Origin of the sequence: Aequorivita sublithincola DSM 14238 (assembly GCF_000265385.1) — a bacterium.
GTDB lineage: Bacteria > Bacteroidota > Bacteroidia > Flavobacteriales > Flavobacteriaceae > Aequorivita > Aequorivita sublithincola.
On record NC_018013.1, the window covers coordinates 3,328,260 to 3,346,638 of the forward strand.

An 18,379-nucleotide genomic window follows, 5' to 3' on the forward strand; every position below is an offset into this window, starting at 1 on the left:
AATGAAGAAGTTAACAATTATTTTAATCGCTCTTTTTATTACAACTTTCTCTCAAGCTCAGGATGCAAAAACCTTGCTTAAGGAAGTTTCAGCAAAAGCGAAAAGCTACGATAATATTACTATCGACTTTAAATACAACTTGAACAATTCCAAAGAAAACGTAAACCAAGAAACTCGTGGCGATGTTACGCTTCAAGGCGATAAGTATGTGCTAAATATGCTTGGAACCACACGTATTTTCGACGGAAAAAATATTTACACCATTGTTCCAGAGGATGAAGAGGTGACCATTTCGGCATACAATCCGAAGGATGACAAAGAAGTTACGCCTTCAAAAATGCTCACTTTTTATGAAAAAGGTTATACTTACAAAATGGACATTGAGCAAAACGTAAAAGGTAGAAAAATTCAGTTTGTAAAATTGATTCCAATTGATTCAAAAGCCGAAATAAAAGACATTCTTTTGGGCATCGATTCGCAAACAAAGCATATTTACAAATTGATTCAGACCGATGCTAAGGGTACTAAATACACACTTACGGTTAATTCATTCAAAACAAATCAACCTGTTTCCAAAACCTTGTTTACTTTTGACGAGGCCAAATACAAAAAAGACGGTTACTACTTAAACAAGCTTTAACCCTACGTGAAAATACTGGACAGGTATATATTAGTAACCTTTTTGAAGACGTTTGTAAGCGTCTTCATTATTTTAATGTTCATATTTGTCCTGCAGACCATTTGGCTCTATATTTCTGAACTTGCGGGTAAAGATTTGGACGTCTGGATTATTCTAAAATTTCTTTGGTATGTCTCGCCACGACTAATTCCATTAGTACTTCCCCTCACAATTTTGGTCACCTCCTTAATGGTTTTTGGAAGCTTTGCTGAAAAGTATGAGTTTGCCGCAATGAAATCTACTGGAATCTCGCTACAAAGGGCAATGGGAAGTGTGATTGGTTTTATTGTTGTACTTTCTATTACCGCCTTCTTTTTTGCAAACAACGTAATCCCCTATTCCGAATACAAATGGCAAAACTTGCGTAGAAATATCTCGCAGTTTCAGCCGTCTATGGTTATTTCTGAAGGACAATTCAGCCAAATTGGCGATATGTTCAATATTAAAGTTGAAAAGAAAAGTGGCGATCGCGATCAATACTTGAAAGATGTTGTAATTCATAAGAAAAATGAAACACGACCAAACGGAAACTTTACAGTTATCGTTGCTAATAATGGTGAACTTGCCAGTCAAGAAGGCAGTAACACACTCTCACTAATTTTAAAGGAAGGAAATTATTACGAAGAAATTCAGGCAAAAACTCCAGCAAAGCAAAAAGCAGAACCGTTCGCTAAAAGTTATTTTGACGAATATTCTATAAATATTGACCTCACAGAACTGAACGCTAAAGATATTGATAAAGAAAACGATCTGAACAACCAGAATATGTACAATATTAGCGAGCTTGGGGTTGAAATTGATTCACTTTCAAATACTTATTCCAGAGATATTGCTGCCTATACCAAAAACATGTATTACCGTAGCGGTGTTGAAAAATTCCAAGAAAATAAAATTAGTGATACTGCTAGACCACCAGACATCAGTACTATTCTCGAAATTTATAATCCCACGCAGCAAGTTCAAATAGTAAAACTCGCATTGAATAACGCAAAAGGAACACTACAAACCGTTGATGCAAAAAAGGTGGAATTTAAAGAAAAAGCAAAACGATTAAACAAAACCGAAATAGCACTTCACGAAAAATATGCTTTGGGAATTGCTTGTATCATCCTATTTTTTGTTGGCGCACCGCTAGGAGCCATCATCCGTAAAGGTGGAATGGGTTTACCGATGGTAGTTGCTATTTTACTGTTTTTGACATATCATTTCATTGGTATATTTGCGAAAAACAGTGCTGAAGATGGCACCATGCATCCGTTTATCGCCACTTGGCTAAGTACGGGAATTATGCTTCCGTTAAGCGTTTGGCTTACCTATCGTGCAACTACCGATCAAGGTATTTTTGATTTTGATTCATTTTTGCAGCGGATTGGGCGGTTGTTCGGATTAAAGAGGAAAAAGAAGTGATTTTTTTAACCACAGAGTTCGCAACATAAATATAGTAAAAATTCCACCCAAAGAATCCCCAATTGAAATGTTTAGTTATGGACGTTTCTACTATCTTTGCACCACATTATTTACAGCTATGATTTCCACAGAAAAAGAAAATTCCGTTCAACTAAATACTATTGAAGAAGCTATTGAAGACATCCGCAATGGGAAGATAATCATTGTGGTTGACGACGAAAACAGAGAAAATGAAGGAGACTTCATTGCCGCTGCCGAAATGGTTACGCCAGAAATGATAAACTTTATGGCAACCCACGGAAGAGGTCTAATTTGCGCTCCATTAACTGAAGAACGCTGCAACGATCTCGGTTTAAATATGATGGTGGAAAACAACACAGTGCTTCACCACACCCAATTTACAGTTTCAGTAGATTTGATTGGTCACGGTTGTACCACTGGAATTTCAGTTCACGACCGTTCAAAAACCATAAAAGCGTTGGTTGATGAAAACACAAAAGCTAACGATTTAGGAAGACCGGGACACATTTTTCCACTTCGAGCAAAGGAAGGTGGCGTTTTAAGAAGAACAGGCCATACCGAAGCTGCCATAGACTTAGCGAGACTTGCAGGTTTGAAACCAGCAGGGATTTTGGTTGAAATTTTAAATGAAGACGGAACAATGGCGCGACTTCCACAGTTAATGAAAGTTGCCAAAAAATTCGATTTAAAACTTATCTCCATTGAAGATTTGGTGAAATACCGAATGGAACACGATTCCTTGATTGAAAAAAAGGAAGATTTCAAAATAAATACAAAATTTGGAGATTTTAGACTTCGAGCTTACAAACAAACCACAAACGATCAAATTCATATTGCGCTTACAAAAGGAAATTGGAAAGAAAATGAACCAGTTTTAGTTCGCGTAAACGCGACTTTGGTAAATAGCGATATTCTGGGAACCCTAACAAACAATGCCGAGCAAAAACTTGATGATATGTTCAACGTTTTGAACAACGAAGGAAAAGGCGCAATTGTTTTCGTGAATCAACAAAGTCAATCGTTGAACCTTTTAAGCCGATTGAAGGAATTAAAAGAAACACAAAAACCAAATGAAATTGCTAAAGCTCCAAGAATAGAGATGGACAGCAAAGATTTCGGGATTGGCGCACAAATTCTTCACGATTTAGGAATTCACAAAATACGATTGCTTTCAAATAGTGAGCAAACCAAGCGTGTTGGGATGATTGGGTATGGATTGGAGATTATGGAGTATGTGAGCTATTAATTAGCAAGCCGCTCCCTAACCCATTTTGCATCTTCTTTTTCAAAAAGAAACTTGATTATTTCATAAGTTTCTTGAATATCCTTTTTTTCGTTTTTCTTAAACTTCTTATACAAATCTGGATATTTCTCTTCTAGTAATCTAGTCATGTTTTCTCTTTTCACTGGATAAAACTTTCCATCGGCTAGGTTAAAAATTATTGGGCGTCTTGATTTTACATATTTATACCCTGAACGTCCTTTTGCAATAGTATATGCAGTTATATAATCGTCTGCAATGAAATCTTCTGTAAAGAGCAGAAAATTATCGATATGGTATGTTTTTATAAAATAATCTGAATTGTTATAAAAACTTGAGTTCAGATAAAAACTCTCACCATTAAAATATGAAAAATATTCACAAGGCATTTCATTAGCGTCTGTAATCTCAATAGTCTTGCTGCCTTTATTCTTTGATTTATCTTTAATATTGAATTTTAAACTAACATCTGGTAAATTGTTAGCCAATTCAGCATAGGTTTTATAAAATCCCGGAGTGGGCTTTTGGGTTAGAATCGTTGGTTCTTCTATATATGCCAATTTTATTGGTCTCCCAGTTTTAGAAACATCAATTTTAGTTGAGATTAAATCAATTGACTCGAATAAAATTCCTGCCAAGTGACCAATATTACCGATTGTAGCGTCAAACGTATTCCTTTTGGATGTAATGGAATAACTATAAATCAAGCTATAAAGACCTTCCCTTTCCTTTTTCAAAACATCAAATTGAAAGTTTAAATCGCCTACTTCAACTAAAAATTTTGGATCTTCTTTGATGAATAAATCATTAACCCTTATTGTTACTGGAATTTTAGAATTTTCAAAAGGAAACATTCGTTTAAAAAAATCTCCTAATTCATTTTTTAAGGAGCTTTCAAATTTTAAAGGAACTGGGTAATTGTAAATTCCATACTGGGCAATACCAATATATTCGTTGTAGAGTCTGTTATCTATAACATCTTCCACATAGAAGTTTAATGTATGTACCTTTTTAAGTCCGTAAAAGAGGGAATCTAACTTTATGGTTACTGCTTCTTGGGAAAAAGAATTTATTGAAAAGAATAAAATAATATATAGAAGTAGTTTCTTCATTAATAAAGGTATCTATTATGAAAGAATGGAATTAATAGCGTTTTTCATAGCTTCTGCCCTATCGCTAACTTGTATTTCTGTCCAACCAATTTTTATCAACGAGGAAATTGTTCGGCTCATAACAGCATCGCTTTTTGAAAAGTCTGTGTTATTTAAATCCTGCATTTGGTTTTTTACTTCGGAAGAAAGATTTCCTAAAGATTTTAAATTTCGCAAATGTTCCCAACCGTTTATATAGTGCCAATTGTTAGTGTACCAATAGAAACAAGCATCTACGCCAGCTTCAGACAAAGCTTTGTGTGCTTTTTTGGTTAACTCTTCAGTTGGAAGGAAAAAATTCAGAAACGAATAATTTTCTACGCCACCTTCGGGAACTCTTCTGAAAGTAACACCTTCAACTGTTTCCAAAGCTTTACGAAGTATTGAATAATTCTGTTTTTGAGTTTTTAAAATTTCATCTAATTTATTGAGCTGTGCTACGCCAACAGCAGCATTCAATTCAGAAATGCGGAAATTATATCCTAAAAAAGGATGGGTTTCTGCTCCACGGTCTTTGCCAACATGGTCGTGACCGTGATCTTGATAATGATCTGCGTTTAGTGCATACTTTTCATTATTTGTAATAATTGCCCCACCTTCACCACAAGTGATGGTTTTTACATAATCAAACGAAAAGCAACCTAAATCGCCGTAGCTTCCAAGAGGTTTTCCATCGTAAGTTCCTCCGATTGCTTGACAAGCGTCTTCTAAAAGTATTAAATTATGCTTTTCGCAAATTGTCTTCAACGCTTTTAAATCTGCCATAGAACCGCACATATGTACTGGCATAACGCATTTGGTTTTTGAAGTGATAGCTGCTTCCACCGCTTTTGGACTTAGCGTTAAAGTATCATCAATATCTACCAAAATCGGTACTGCCCCCAAAGCTAAAATAGATTCAAAACTCGCCACAAAAGTGAAGGTTGGCATAATAACCTCATCGCCTGCTCCAATGCCTGCAGAAGACAAAGCTACTGTTAAAGCAGCCGTTCCGCTGGAAACTAATTGGCAATATTCTAAGCCCATTCTTTTGGCAAAAGCTGTTTCAAATTCTTTAGCTTTCCAGTGGTTGTTACGCATCCCGTCAAAACCGTAACGCATCAAAACACCAGTTTCTAATACTTCGTTTACTTGCTTGCGCTCTTCGGCGCCAAAAATTTCAAATCCAGGCATTTTTTATTTTTTATTATTATTTTTTATTTCCTATTACATCTTTAACCAAGATGATTGCCCAAGGTAAGAGTTGCGTATTCAGCTGAGAACTATGCTATTTAATTTAAAAAATTAATCCAAGTCAATTATAAGTTCTTCAACGCCGCGACGTACTTTTTTAAGGTCTTTAAAAAAATCTGATTCATCGCGATAGCCTACAGGCATAACGATAACAGATTCTAGTCCTCGTTTATCTAATTCGAGAAACTGGTCGTATTTTTCTGGTTCAAAACCTTCCATTGGGCAAGCATCTATTTCTTCAACAGCGCAAACTGTTAGTAGCGCTCCCAAAGTTAAATAAAGTTGATTTATCATCCAATCGCGAATCTCTTGGCTGTTTTTCTCTGTGAAAGATGCAATCAAATTCTTTTCAAAAGGTTCTAAAATTGTTCGTGGCGTATTGCGGGTTCCTTCAACCCTTTTAAAATGATCTAAAATAAAATCTTCATTAATTTTACTCTCTATACATAAAATAAGTAAATGAGATGCATCGCGAACTTGCGTTTGATGGTATGTAAACGGCATTAACTTCTCTTTTAATTCGGGCTTGCTTATCACAACCAATTTTAAAGGTTGTAAGCCAAAAGAAGTTGCTGTAAGATTAAAAGTTTCCTTTAAAATAGTTAGCTTTTCTTCGGTAAGAATTTTTGAAGCATCAAATCTTTTTGTTGCGTAACGCCATTGCAACTTTTCAATAGTATTAGAAGACATTTATAAAAACGAATTAGTATTAGATGCAAAAATAGCGATAAAAATATTGAACTTTTACCGCTTCATTTACTACTAATTAAACAACTCAAATTACTTAAAGTCTCAGCGATTCATAATTTTAAAAATTTTATGGTTTTCAATACTTTGTTGTCTAAAAGAATTTTCAATTCATATTTACCTTGCTTAAGATGATCGATGCTCATATAAATAACATCGTCTTTTTTATTTTTTTCAAGGGAATTTTTCATTGATTAAGCCTTTTACTCTTATCAAATTTATAAAGAAAGAAAATTGAAGGATGTTACAGATGTTCCAAAACATAGAAGAAATGTTTCAGAAGAACAGATTAGGCTATTTAATAGGATTTAAAGATTGTTCGAAAGATATTCATTTGGGGTACAGCCATACGTTTCCTTGAAACATTTACCAAAATAAGAAGGTGTATTGAATCCAACTTGGTAGGCAATTTCTGAAACGTTCGCATCTGATTTTCTAAGTAAATCTACAGCCAATTTTAAACGCTGTGAACGTATAAACTCGCTAGTAGACATTCCTGTAATTGCTTTTAATTTTCGGTGAAGTTGAGTGCGACTCATCAGCATTAGTTTTCCAAAACTATCACTCGTGAATTCGGAATTAGTTATATGGCCATCCAATACTTTCTGTAAACGTATTAAGAAATCACTTTCGGTTGAAGTAATTGCCATCTCTGGATTGATGCTAAGAGTTTTACTGAAATGCTTTTGCAGGTTTCTTCTGTTTTCAATAAGTTTTTCGACCCTGATTTTTAGTTTTTCACTGCTGAAAGGCTTCGTTACATAAACATCGGCTCCTGTTTTTATGCCTTCAATTTCGTTTTCTTCGCCAACCTTTGCGGTGAGAAGAATAATTGGGATGTGGCTAGTAAGTTCGTTTTTTTTAAGCGTGTTGCATAGCTCAATGCCATCTACTACAGGCATCATTATGTCGCTGATAATTAGATCTGGGAGATCTTTTAACGCTTTCTCTACACCTATCTTTCCGTTTTCAGCTTCAGAAACTTGATAGTTATATTTAAATATTGAACTAATAAACGCTCGAATATCAGCTTCGTCTTCAACAATCAAAAGCAGTGGTTTTTCTTTGTTTGAAATATTAATCGTTTGTACTATTTCGGTTTCAGTTATAGCCTCTTCATTAGTAATTATAACCTCATCTTCAAAAGCTTCTTTATTTATAGGAAGCGAAACCGTAAACTGAATCCTGTCATCATCAATATTATTAGCAATAATACTTCCTTTGGAAAGTGCAATCAATTCTCTAACTAAGGCCAAACCAACCCCTACACCTTCTGAAAGTTTATTGTCCTGATAAAAACGTTGAAATAGTTTACTTAAATCTTTTTTGCTTATACTATCACTTTCGTTTATAACTGAGAGCACCAACATTCCTTCTTGTTTGTTTGCTTCAAAAACAATGATGCTATCTATAGGTGCGTATTTTACCGCGTTCGAAAAAAGATTTGAAGTCACTTTTTCTATAATGTCCTTATCAAACCAAACACTATTTAAATCGTTGATTTTACTAGAAATAGTTATCCGCTTTTGATTTGCTTTATATTGAAATGCACTAACAATCTGTTTAAGCAATACCGAAAGGTTTCCTTGTTGTATGGCTAATTTTCGCTGTCCTGAATCTATCATAGACAATTCGAGCATTTGATCTACCAAATTTAGCAGCCGTTCTGCATTTTGTTTAACTAGGGACAGTTCCATTTTATCTCGTTCAGAGATTTCTGGTTTCGCCAATTGATTGTCAATAGGCCCAGAAATAAGGGTTAATGGCGTTCTAAATTCGTGCGAAATATTTGTGTAAAGCTTAGTTTTTAATTCATCCAGTTTTTTAAGTCTTGCCGTTTCCTCGAGCTCCAGTTGCAACTGGGTTTTTATTTCCCAACGCCATTTTAGATATCTGTAGAGGTAAAATGCAAACGAAAGAAACAACAATAAATAAAAGACTTTTGCCAAGTTTGTGGTGTACCAAGGCTTCAAAATTGTGAATGAATAGGTTGCAGGCTCCATATTCCAAACGCCATCATAATTGCTAGAAATTACTTGAAATTCATAATCATTTGGCGGGAGGTTGGTGTAATGTGCAAGATTGGTATTTCCAGCGGCAATCCAATCTGCATCGTTGTTTATGAGTTTATATCTATATTCGTTGCGCTCTGGCTGCGAAAAATGTAATGAGGAAAACGTAAATGTTAACGTATTTTCATCATATTTAAGGTTTTGATTTGGTGTGAGATTTCGACTTTTGTTAAAAACATCAAATCCTGAAATAACAGTTTTTGGTTGTATTGGATTAAACGATAATTGATTCGGATTAAACCAATTAATCCCTGCCAAACCGCCAAAATATAGCATGCCATTTTTGTCTTTAAAATAAGCACCTGTATTGAACTCAAAAGCCTGCAAGCCATCATAATTACTATAGTTATCAATGACTGAAATAGAATTCTCTTCAAATTTTAGTTTTGAAATACCTTTATTGCTGCTTATCCATAAATACCCTTCGTTATCTGGGAGAATTCCGTAAATAACATTGTTTGGCAAACCTTCTGCAGTTTTATATTTTTTAATGGCTTTTTCTTGTTTACCAGCAGTTATGGCATTGGTATTAAGAATTTGCAGTCCGTCGCCGTTTGTTCCTATTAGAAGATCAGAACCATTAAAATAAAGTGATTTTATATTGCCATTTACAATTTCAACATTTTCAATACTATTAGTTTGGGTATTTAATTTAAAAAGACCGTCAGTTTCTGTGCCTATCCATAGTTCACCCTCCTTTCCTTGTTCAACTGTTCTAATATTATTGGTAGAGAGGTTTGAATTTTCTATTGTGAATTGCTGAATAATTCCTTTGTTTTTATCAAACTGAAGCAAACCGTGATCTCTTGTACAAAGCCACAATGCTCCGTTTTTATCTTTATAAATTTTCCAAATTGTGAATAAAGCAGTTTCTTTAAAAGAAGTTATTTTCCCTTTGGCATCCATCATTTGCAAACCGTGTGTTTGATGCCCTATCCAAAGTATTCGTTCATCAAACAATAAACTCATAATTCTATCTCCCAAAAGATCTGAATTCTGAGTAGTGTAGGTGTAAAAATCTTGTTTATCTATATTAAAACGAGTCAATCCTTTTCCTGAAGTTCCTACCCAAGTATTATTTTCAGTATCATTTGTAATCGCTCTAATAACGTCCACATTCACGTTTAACGGCACTTGATCGTTAGTAAGCACATTGAACTTTATCAAGTATTCGTCATAATAACTCAACCCAGTTCCGTCAGTACCTAGCCAAACGGTTCCTGTATTATCTTCAAACAAAGACAGTACATCGTTATAGTGCAAGGCATAAGGATTGTTTTTATTTTCAGTGAAGTTTTGAATGGTTTGTTTTTCAAAATTTACCAAATAAACACCGCGTCCGTAGGTAGCAATCCACAGCTGGTTACGCTTATCAACTAAAAGGTCTTGAATAATTAAATCTTCAGGTATTTCTGCATTTTTAAAACCTTTAAACTGACTAAAATCTGCCTCGTTTCGTTGCTTTATAAAAAGTCCTTTTCCGTAACTTCCCAAGTAAAAAGTATTGTTTTGAGACTGAGTAATAGTACTGAAGTTCGTCTCAGGCCTAATTGGTTGAAATTCATAGCTATCATTATTAATTATGAAGAAACCATTGTCTGTAGTAGCCAAGATGGTATTGTTGTATAATTCAAGAAAATCATAAATAGTGCGTTTGGAATCTTCTGGTTTTAAAAATTGAAGCGTATCGCCATTCTTATGGTTGATTTTATAAATACCATTTTCATAAGTTCCCAAATAATAGTTGAAAGCTTCATCTTGAATAAGTGTACTCACATTATTGACACTTTTAATAGCTTTGAAATTAACGTTTTCTGGATTGTATTTTTCTAATCTTCCTGAATTTGAAACTATCCAAAGATCGCCGTCCTTTGCTACATATATTTCACCAAGCTTGCTAAAAGTGGGGCGTGTTACGTCTTCAAATTGAATGTCAAAATGTGTAAAAGCACGACCGTCATACTTATTGAGTCCGTCTTGTGTTGCGAACCACATATATCCAGTGCTATCTTGAGCAATGCTCACCACGCTGTTTTGCGACAGTCCCTGCTCAACGGTAAGTTCCCGAAACGCCACTTGCTTATTGTTTTGTGAAAGGGCAAAACAAGGTAGCATTAAAAGAAATAGCAGCTTTAAAGGATTCATTTTGGGGTTGGTTTGCAGCTTAAAAATACTAAAAATATTTCAGTCAAAGTTACTGCCAAATCAGATGTGGTTCCAACTAACTTATATGAGGCTTTAATACAGATTTAATTATGATTATTTTTAAAAAACAAAAACATTTAAAAAGCAATAGGATATTTGAAAAAGCTTTTTATATTTGCACCCGCATTAAGGCAAATAGCTTTATGAGGCACTCAAGGAGAAATGGCAGAGTGGTCGAATGCGGCAGTCTTGAAAACTGTTGAGGGTCACACCTCCGGGGGTTCGAATCCCTCTTTCTCCGCAAAAGGAAACCCACGACTTTTTTAGTCGTGGGTTTTTTATTTATTGTAACGACTCAAGCCCCTTCGGCTTGAAAGGAGTGGAAATAAATTAAAAACCTAGCATCGTCTTTTTCTGACGATGCGTGGGTTTCTATGCTTGTCCAGGATTTCCTATTGGGATCAATTTATTAATCCCTCATAAAAGACATCTTAGGTAGATTCAATTTCTAATTAAACTGAACAAATGTATTTTAATTAATAAAAAACTTAGTTGAAAGATGGAATTGGTATGCGTTTAAGCTAAAAATTAGTTTCTGTCTTTCATTTTTGGTTTGCGATATATGTGACATGTTATAAGAATATCTAATAGTTTGAATAATTTTTTCAAAAGCAAAGTAATTACAAAACTAACCGTCGCACCAACTATAGCTAGAATACAAGTTGTTAATAGCTGTTCTACACCAATATTTGGTAGCAGAGATGCTAAGGTGCCACCGGCAGTACCGGCGAGAATTGGAGCGTTTTTAAAATCCATCGTTTTGGGGATTAGGATGTTTGTTTTCCGTTTTATCGTCCATGGCAACCTGACTGATAGCGGTGGCAACCGTTCCAGCTTCCACAAGATATGTGAATATGCTATATAGCCACATCGGGATATTTATTGGAGCTACTGCCAAAGCCCCCCCGATTGTGGGTAAAGCTTTTGGCCAATTTCTCATTTGCTTGAAAAATTTAGGTGTGGGTCTGCTGTATCTTTCTAAGATATTCATAACGGTTTGAGTTTATATTTAAAAATAGTTTATCATTATTTTCCTTTAATTGGTGGAATATGGAAAGCAACTTTTTCAAGGCCAGTCTTGAATATATACCAGTGCCGATACCAGTAAGTTGCATTACAGGAGCAATACAGCCACGTAATTCTTCAATTGCATTATTTGCAGGATGGATTAGAATTAATGTTCGTCCATACACATCCAAGATTTCAAGATGGTTGTTGAAGTTCGGAGAGTACCGAGATCTGAGTTGATATTTGCCTTCCGGAATACAGGAAATATTTCTTTGGTTTTCCTGCCATGGAAGCTCTATGGTGAAACAGATGAAATGTCCGTTTAAGGTGAGGGTACCATTGGTACCCCCACACTTATACACCCTTGTAAGGTTAAGTTCCATACTTAAATTTCGCTGACCTCTACAACACCAAGGGCATTGAAAGCACCATTCTTTAAGGAGTAAAACTCTCCGTTAACTTCCTGATAAAATTCAATTCCCATAACCGTTAAAACAGGCAGGGTGGAATTAGGAGTTACCGAGGCAGTTAATGTTGCAGCCAGTACAGGCGCGCTGTCATAAGGTTGAATGCCCAAATCCATTTCATTGTAAACAAATACCTTATTTTCAAAGTCGAGCTCTGTGGCAGCCATAGCCAATTTATAATGAGTAGTTCCAGAAGGTGCAGCAATACGCTCAGAAGCATTAAATGCATCGATAGCAATTGTAGCATCACCTGACACCCGATCAAAAGATGGAGTGTAGAGACCGAAGAAGGTGGTATCTAGCTTGCCATTACTGTTAAAGTCGAACCCTTCCAATAATACTAGATTCCCACCATCCAGATTACGCTGCCCTCTTTTGTTGACAGGATCTGTTTTGATTATAGCAAGAAGCGCGGTAGTAAGCCTACTAACCACTCGATTGTCCTTTGCATTTTGCATCAGGGAGCGCAGAGCACTTCTAACAAGCTTACCTCCCTTGCCCGCAGTTCCAAATTCTGAGTTATTTTCGCGGGTTCTCGCAAAGGCAGCACTGTGCTTGATTTTGTCGCGATCTACTCCACCTTTTGCACGAGCGAGGTGACCATCTGCAGTTTTGTAAAAGGCGATATCATCGATAGTACCTTTTAATTTGATAATTCCAGTTTGTTTTGCCATTTTAAAAAGATTTAAAGTTAGCTGCAAAGATGGGGTTCTGAAAAAACGAATTATCACAAGGTGGGTATGACTTGGGTAAGATTATTTTTTACAAAATGAGTTATGGGCACTATTGTCGGGTGGTTTGTAAATAAAATCTTTTATGTGTTTATATAAATGATGATTGACAAATTTCAAAACCAGGAAAATGTAGAATATTTCTGGCAAATACCTCGACGCTGGACTTGGGATGTAATTATTAAAACAACTGGAAATCGCCTATAAAATAAAGAGATATAGTTAAAACTACTTTAAATAGATTATGCTCAGTTTTCACACCGAAGACCCAAGTTGAATTAAATAAAAATCCATTTTGTAGGAAAATAGACTCATTTTCTTACATTTTAATGACTTTGCTATGGCTTTAGTATGGGTTTACCTTAGTCTTGGTTTGGGAAACCTACAGTAAAAATTTATTAAGTTTTCTTAAATGAATAACCAATTTTAAATTCAAAATGAATTCATTCTTGTGACATCTAAATAGAGCATTCAACCTAAACTGGAAAATTTGTTAGGCGCTTAATCATCGGCTTCTACAATTTTTCGAAGAAGACTATCCTTAAGCTTATCTAAAAGTTTCGATTGATTGGTTTTGCGCAATCTTATTTCAAGAAAAGTTCTATAGAAATCGCCCAAATCTTTTTGAAAAAGGGTTTGAAATATTGTTGCCAAATCGTTTAGGGTTGCCTGTCCATTGTTAACCAAACCACTTGAATGGAGTGCATAAATTAATTCCACCAAGTCTACTTTTGTGCCAGTCCATTTTAATGTTGAAGCTAAGGAGTTTTTAGAGGGGTTTTGATTTATGTTATCGAGTTTGTTAGCAAAATGTTCTATAAGCAATTCATGGGCAATAAATTTCGCAGTCAACAGGTCATGGCTTGTAGAGAAATCTGCGTCAGTGCAATAAGAAAGTGTAGCAATATGAAGACTGATTTTTCCATTGGCCCTACTAAAATACTCAAGGTCGCGATCAGTCCTTTTCTGAATAAAATATTCATAAAATTCGTGATGCTCTAGAAAAACAGACTGAAAGGAATTAATATGCATTCGGAGGTATTGACCAATAAATTTTTTACCATAGCGAGGTTTATTTTTTTCAACGGATGCAAGCTCAATATAGAAAATCAATTTACCCATAATTATGGGCTTTATTGTTTTGAAAAAATAGCATTCCTCTTCAATGTTTTTAAATCCATTTTTCAACACTACTTTCCGCAAAATAGTCAAAGAATCCTTACACAGACTTATTCCCCTCTCTACTTCAGCAAAAATTGTATTTGAAGCGAAGTTTATGGATTCCAGTTCCAGTTCAAGTTTTTCCTGAAATTTAAGATAGCGTTTCATAGTTGTCTAAATAAAAAATTTAGGAGGCTCAAATATGCGCACTATCAATATTATAGCATACTTTTCTTATCAGGATTAGGTTTTACCTTACTTTTTGTAAGGAGAAACCTTACCTCATCCTTCCGAAGAATTGGTAGTATACAACCTTGAATTTAAAAAGGTGCTTAAAATATTATTAATGATGAAAGACCCCCTTTGTGAGGATCATATCCGAGAACTTGAGAATTCATTTTCGGATCATGTGGAAATCATCTTTGGACCGATTTTGCCCAGCCCCATAAATACTATAATTAAATATGCGCCACAAATTGTCATTATCGATTTAGACTTTATAGAAGCATACGAGACTTTTCTAATTGATATTAAAAACTTACCATTTAATAGTCCCAAAATTATAGGCATAAGCTCAGATTTTCGCAGAGCATATCTAGCATTAAAAAATGGTTTTTTTGATATAATTATCAAACCTGATATTCAAACCAAGCTTTTACAAATAGTAAAACAGTGTGAAAATAGTTTTTTTAATAAAGACCAGTGTATTACCATTTCTACGCCCAAGGAAATTCGCTACTTATCTACTTCGGAAATTTTGATGTTTAAGGCAGATAATAATTATGTAAATGTCTTTCTTAATGATGGGGAAACATTTTCAATTTTCAATACACTTTCCCACTTTCAAAAAAATCTAGGATTGCCATTTCTAAGAGTTCACAAAAGCCATATCATAAATATACACTTCGTCTCCAGAATCAATTATGCCAAGAAATTCCTCAAGTTGAAGGGCTGTGAAAAGTTTATACCCTTTACCGAAAAATATACCCTCAACATCCGGCTTATAGATACCCTAAAAAAAGAGGTTAGGATGAACATAAACCCAAAAAACTAACTAGTTCACCACTTAAAGGCAAGGTTTCACAAAACTATGTCTCTTCGCTATATATCCTAAAAGAACCCCGCTATACCTTTAAAACACGGAAGTTGCTATCCGGACTGTTAAAACAGTCTTTCAAGGTGCACCATTGAATATTGTCTGTCAGAGCGACAGATCGAAATTTTATTCAACACCTTAATTCTATTTGTCATGAAAACATTTTATGTTGCTGTACTGCTCTTGATTTGTAGTATGCTGGCTACCTCCTGCACGCCTACAAATCTTGCTGAACAGGTGCAAAAAGACCAACGAAATGTGCTAAGCACTGGAGATGACCACAGTGTTCGTCCCGATAATGATAAGGATTGATTTCCCGAAAGTTATAGATAAAGCCTTTTCAATTTGGAAAGGCTTTTCTTACATTTGAGTTGGTTTAAATAATAGAAGATGTATACAGGCGCTCACCGATATCCAATCTATTTATTTATAGGAACTTTCATACTCCTACTTATCAGCTGTAAACCAGATGCAAAGAAACAAGATGCCAACATACTCAAAGTTGACTGTTTTCTGCAATCCCAAGAACACATAGGAAATTTAATGGATAATACCCAAATTAATGACGCACTGCAAACAATACAAGTACTCAACAATGATAGTTTAAAAATGATCTATTATAACAAAATAGCATATATGCTAGCCGAACAGCCCGATACCACGTTTTTCTATATAGCAAGTAAAAGAGGACTTTCTATAGCAGAACGTAGAAAAGACTCCAGCGCAATAGCCGATTCAAATTGGAATTATGGCATCCATTATTTAAAGCGCAATCTTTACAATAAAAGTTATGCCCATTACCAACAGGCTCATAGCTTCTTTCATGAAAGGAATGACTATTACGCAGGAAAAATGCTGTATAATATGGCTTATATAAGAAGCAAAATAAAAGATTATACGGGAAGTGAAATTTTGTTATTTCAGGCAATACCAATCTTTAAAAAGCTAAACAAAAACAAACAACTCTATTTCTGTTATAACCTTCTGGGAACCATCTATGATGAATTACAAGAATATGATAATGCTTTAAAACACTATGAAAAAGCCCTTGACTTTCTGAATAAGGTTAATGATAAATACTTATATGAACAGGATATACAAAACAATATTGGATTGCTATACCAGAAAAAGGGAAGACAAAAACAGGCCATTGAGCTATTTGATAAAGCCTTAAGCCAAAAAGATTTAAAAAAATTAGATCCCGCCCTATATGCGAGAATCATAGACAATAGAGCTTACAGCCTCTATCTGTTAAATGAGAATTCCCGGTTGCCAGACGAGTTTCTAACAGCTTTACACATTAGAGATAGCATCTGGCATGAACCAGGAATACTTATGAGCCATATCCATTTGTCCAGTTATTTTTTAAAACACCAAGATACAGCAATAGCGCTACAGCACGCAATACAAGCCTACACTTTAAGCAAGCAGTTACACTTAAACCGAGATGCGTTAACTGCCCTATTACTCTTGGCCGAGATTAAGCCTTCAAAAAAAGAAAATTACTTAAGGGAACATATAAAATTAACAGACTCCCTAAATCAAGAGGAAAGAAAAGTACGGGACAAATTTACGCGTATCCAATTTGAAACTGATAGTTATATTGAAAAAAACAACCAACTAACACGCGATAAAATTTTGATTGTTGCCAGTGGTGCTGCCCTCACTATAATTTTAATACTGCTCATCGTAAACTATAAACAGCGCGCAAAAAACAAAGCGCTGGAATTTGAAACAGAACAACAAAAGGCAAATGAGAAAATATATTTACTAACGCTTAAACAGCAAGCCAATCTAGACAAAGGACGCCTTCAGGAAAGAAGAAGAATCTCTGAAGAACTTCACGACGGCATTTTGGCCAGGTTATTTGGGATACGGCTTAATTGGGAGTTTTTAAAACTTTCAGGCGAGCGGAAAACCCTCGTAAAACACAGAGAGTTTCTAGCAGCATTACAACAGGCCGAAAAGGAAATACGCGATATATCCCACGATTTAAGAAATGAACTATTCCTTAGCGAGACCCTATTTGTTCGCAACGTGGAACATTTGATAAAGAAATGGGGGGAACAAGCAAGTTTTAAGTTTGAATTTAAGACCGACGAAAGTATAATCTGGGAAAATATAGACAACTACACCAAAGCCAATATTTATAAGATTCTCGAGGAGGCACTCCATAATATTGCCATACACGCCGAGGCCACTTTAATAAAAGTTTATTTTAATAAAACCCATAATACAATAAAAATCAGCGTGGAAGATAATGGTATCGGGCTAATAAAACGCTTTACGAATAAAGGGATTGGAATAAAAAACATGAAATCACGAACAAAAAAACTAAAGGGCAGTTTTTTGATACAAAGTGTTCCTAAGAAAGGAACTAAGATATTTATAAACATCCCTTTAAAAACATAAATTATGGAAACAAAAACCATACACACCTTGATAATTGATGACCATCCGCTCATCATTGAAGCCTATAGAAGTGCTATGGCCGAAATACAGGAAAAGCGACATGAGCTTGTCTTTGTAATTGAGGAAGCCACCTCCTGCGACAGTGCCACTTTTTTAATTGAACGTTCCCTGGCCTCTAATAAATTAGATCTTGTATTTCTTGATATCAAATTGCCTCCAGCAGTCAATGGCCCTCACCTATCCGGTGAAGACTTAGGCCTAGAGATTCGTCAAAAAGCGCCTAAAACCAAAATTGTTGTTGCCACTACTTTTAATGACAATTACAGGATACAGAGTATTTTTAAAAACATCAACCCGGAAGGCTTTTTAATAAAAAGTGATATTTCTTCAGACACCTTGGTTTCTGCACTAGTTGAAATACTTGTTGATCCTCCTTATTATAGTAAAACCGTGCTGCAGTCCGTTAGAAAGTACATCAGCCATGATTTTCTTCTGGATAAATGGGATCGATTTCTGTTATACGAGCTGTCCAGAGGTACGAAAATGAAAGAATTACCCACCATTATGCCCTTTTCCCTTGGGGCTCTAGAAAAACGCAAGCGTCATTTAAGAACCATTTTCGACGTTACCGATGGTGAGGATAGAGCACTATTGACGAGAGCGAGAAAGCTTGGGTTTATATAATATTCTTATTAAGAGGAGGTAAAACCTCCAAAGATGTAAGCGCA

Annotated in this window: 16 protein-coding genes and 1 tRNA gene; 7 read left to right on the top strand and 10 right to left on the bottom strand. The window is 35.2% G+C overall.

Annotation, left to right across the window (positions count from 1 at the left end; genetic code table 11):
* Window position 1: 1 nt before the first annotated feature.
* The 3 genes from lolA1 to ribB all read left to right on the top strand — a co-directional run bounded on the left by lolA1 (window position 2) and on the right by ribB (window position 3,353).
* Entirely contained in the window at window positions 2-640 is a 639-nt protein-coding gene (gene lolA1, locus AEQSU_RS15165; protein WP_014783752.1) for an outer membrane lipoprotein periplasmic chaperone LolA1, read from the top strand.
* A 6-nt stretch (window positions 641-646) separates the two neighbouring features.
* Entirely contained in the window at window positions 647-2,086 is a 1,440-nt protein-coding gene (locus AEQSU_RS15170) for an LptF/LptG family permease (RefSeq protein WP_014783753.1), read from the top strand.
* A 118-nt stretch (window positions 2,087-2,204) separates the two neighbouring features.
* A complete protein-coding gene (gene ribB, locus AEQSU_RS15175) occupies window positions 2,205-3,353 on the top strand; it encodes a 3,4-dihydroxy-2-butanone-4-phosphate synthase (RefSeq protein ID WP_042492132.1) in 1,149 nt (382 codons plus the stop codon).
* Here ribB and AEQSU_RS15180 read toward each other — a convergent pair.
* The 5 genes from AEQSU_RS15180 to AEQSU_RS15195 form a co-directional block, all read right to left on the bottom strand.
* Entirely contained in the window at window positions 3,350-4,480 is a 1,131-nt protein-coding gene (locus AEQSU_RS15180) for a hypothetical protein (RefSeq protein WP_014783755.1), read from the bottom strand. The genes ribB and AEQSU_RS15180 overlap by 4 nt on opposite strands.
* Before the next feature lie 15 nt (window positions 4,481-4,495).
* Window positions 4,496-5,692 carry a DegT/DnrJ/EryC1/StrS family aminotransferase gene (locus AEQSU_RS15185; RefSeq protein WP_014783756.1) on the bottom strand — a complete coding sequence of 399 codons (1,197 nt, stop codon included), beginning with the start codon at window positions 5,690-5,692 and terminating at the stop codon, window positions 4,496-4,498.
* Window positions 5,693-5,803: 111 nt separating this feature from the next.
* Window positions 5,804-6,442 (bottom strand): NAD(P)H-dependent oxidoreductase, encoded by a 639-nt coding sequence (locus tag AEQSU_RS15190; RefSeq protein ID WP_014783757.1) that lies wholly within the window; start codon window positions 6,440-6,442, stop codon window positions 5,804-5,806.
* A 110-nt stretch (window positions 6,443-6,552) separates the two neighbouring features.
* Complete coding sequence (locus tag AEQSU_RS16805) at window positions 6,553-6,690, bottom strand: hypothetical protein (RefSeq protein ID WP_014783758.1); 138 nt, start codon at window positions 6,688-6,690, stop codon at window positions 6,553-6,555.
* Between the two features lie 117 nt (window positions 6,691-6,807).
* The gene (locus AEQSU_RS15195) at window positions 6,808-10,716 is read right to left on the bottom strand and encodes a hybrid sensor histidine kinase/response regulator transcription factor (protein WP_014783759.1); all 3,909 of its coding nucleotides are present in this window, start codon (window positions 10,714-10,716) and stop codon (window positions 6,808-6,810) included.
* 216 nt (window positions 10,717-10,932) lie between these two features.
* Between AEQSU_RS15195 and AEQSU_RS15200 the strand changes: the two genes are divergently transcribed.
* Window positions 10,933-11,017, top strand: a tRNA-Ser gene (locus AEQSU_RS15200).
* 287 nt (window positions 11,018-11,304) lie between these two features.
* Here AEQSU_RS15200 and AEQSU_RS15205 read toward each other — a convergent pair.
* From AEQSU_RS15205 to AEQSU_RS15225, 5 genes are all read right to left on the bottom strand, one after another.
* On the bottom strand, window positions 11,305-11,532 hold the full coding sequence (locus AEQSU_RS15205) for a hypothetical protein (RefSeq protein ID WP_014783760.1): 228 nt from the start codon (window positions 11,530-11,532) through the stop codon (window positions 11,305-11,307).
* Window positions 11,522-11,716 carry a hypothetical protein gene (locus tag AEQSU_RS15210; protein WP_245529081.1) on the bottom strand — a complete coding sequence of 65 codons (195 nt, stop codon included), beginning with the start codon at window positions 11,714-11,716 and terminating at the stop codon, window positions 11,522-11,524. The genes AEQSU_RS15205 and AEQSU_RS15210 overlap by 11 nt, the downstream gene beginning before the upstream one ends.
* Window positions 11,717-11,729: 13 nt before the next feature.
* On the bottom strand, window positions 11,730-12,146 hold the full coding sequence (locus AEQSU_RS15215) for a DUF5675 family protein (protein WP_342626249.1): 417 nt from the start codon (window positions 12,144-12,146) through the stop codon (window positions 11,730-11,732).
* 23 nt (window positions 12,147-12,169) lie between these two features.
* Window positions 12,170-12,925, bottom strand: a complete 756-nt coding sequence (locus AEQSU_RS15220) for a hypothetical protein (RefSeq protein ID WP_014783763.1) — start codon at window positions 12,923-12,925, stop codon at window positions 12,170-12,172.
* Window positions 12,926-13,483: 558 nt separating this feature from the next.
* A complete protein-coding gene (locus AEQSU_RS15225; protein WP_014783764.1) occupies window positions 13,484-14,311 on the bottom strand; it encodes an RteC domain-containing protein in 828 nt (275 codons plus the stop codon).
* A 178-nt stretch (window positions 14,312-14,489) separates the two neighbouring features.
* Here AEQSU_RS15225 and AEQSU_RS16285 point away from each other — a divergent pair, with 178 nt between their 5' ends.
* From AEQSU_RS16285 to AEQSU_RS15240, 3 genes are all read left to right on the top strand, one after another.
* Window positions 14,490-15,197, top strand: a complete 708-nt coding sequence (locus AEQSU_RS16285) for a LytR/AlgR family response regulator transcription factor (RefSeq protein ID WP_157429296.1) — start codon at window positions 14,490-14,492, stop codon at window positions 15,195-15,197.
* A 432-nt stretch (window positions 15,198-15,629) separates the two neighbouring features.
* Window positions 15,630-17,651 (top strand): tetratricopeptide repeat-containing sensor histidine kinase, encoded by a 2,022-nt coding sequence (locus tag AEQSU_RS15235; RefSeq protein ID WP_014783767.1) that lies wholly within the window; start codon window positions 15,630-15,632, stop codon window positions 17,649-17,651.
* A gap of 3 nt (window positions 17,652-17,654) precedes the next feature.
* Window positions 17,655-18,335, top strand: coding sequence for a response regulator (locus AEQSU_RS15240; RefSeq protein WP_014783768.1), 681 nt, complete (start codon window positions 17,655-17,657; stop codon window positions 18,333-18,335).
* Window positions 18,336-18,379: the final 44 nt, after the last annotated feature.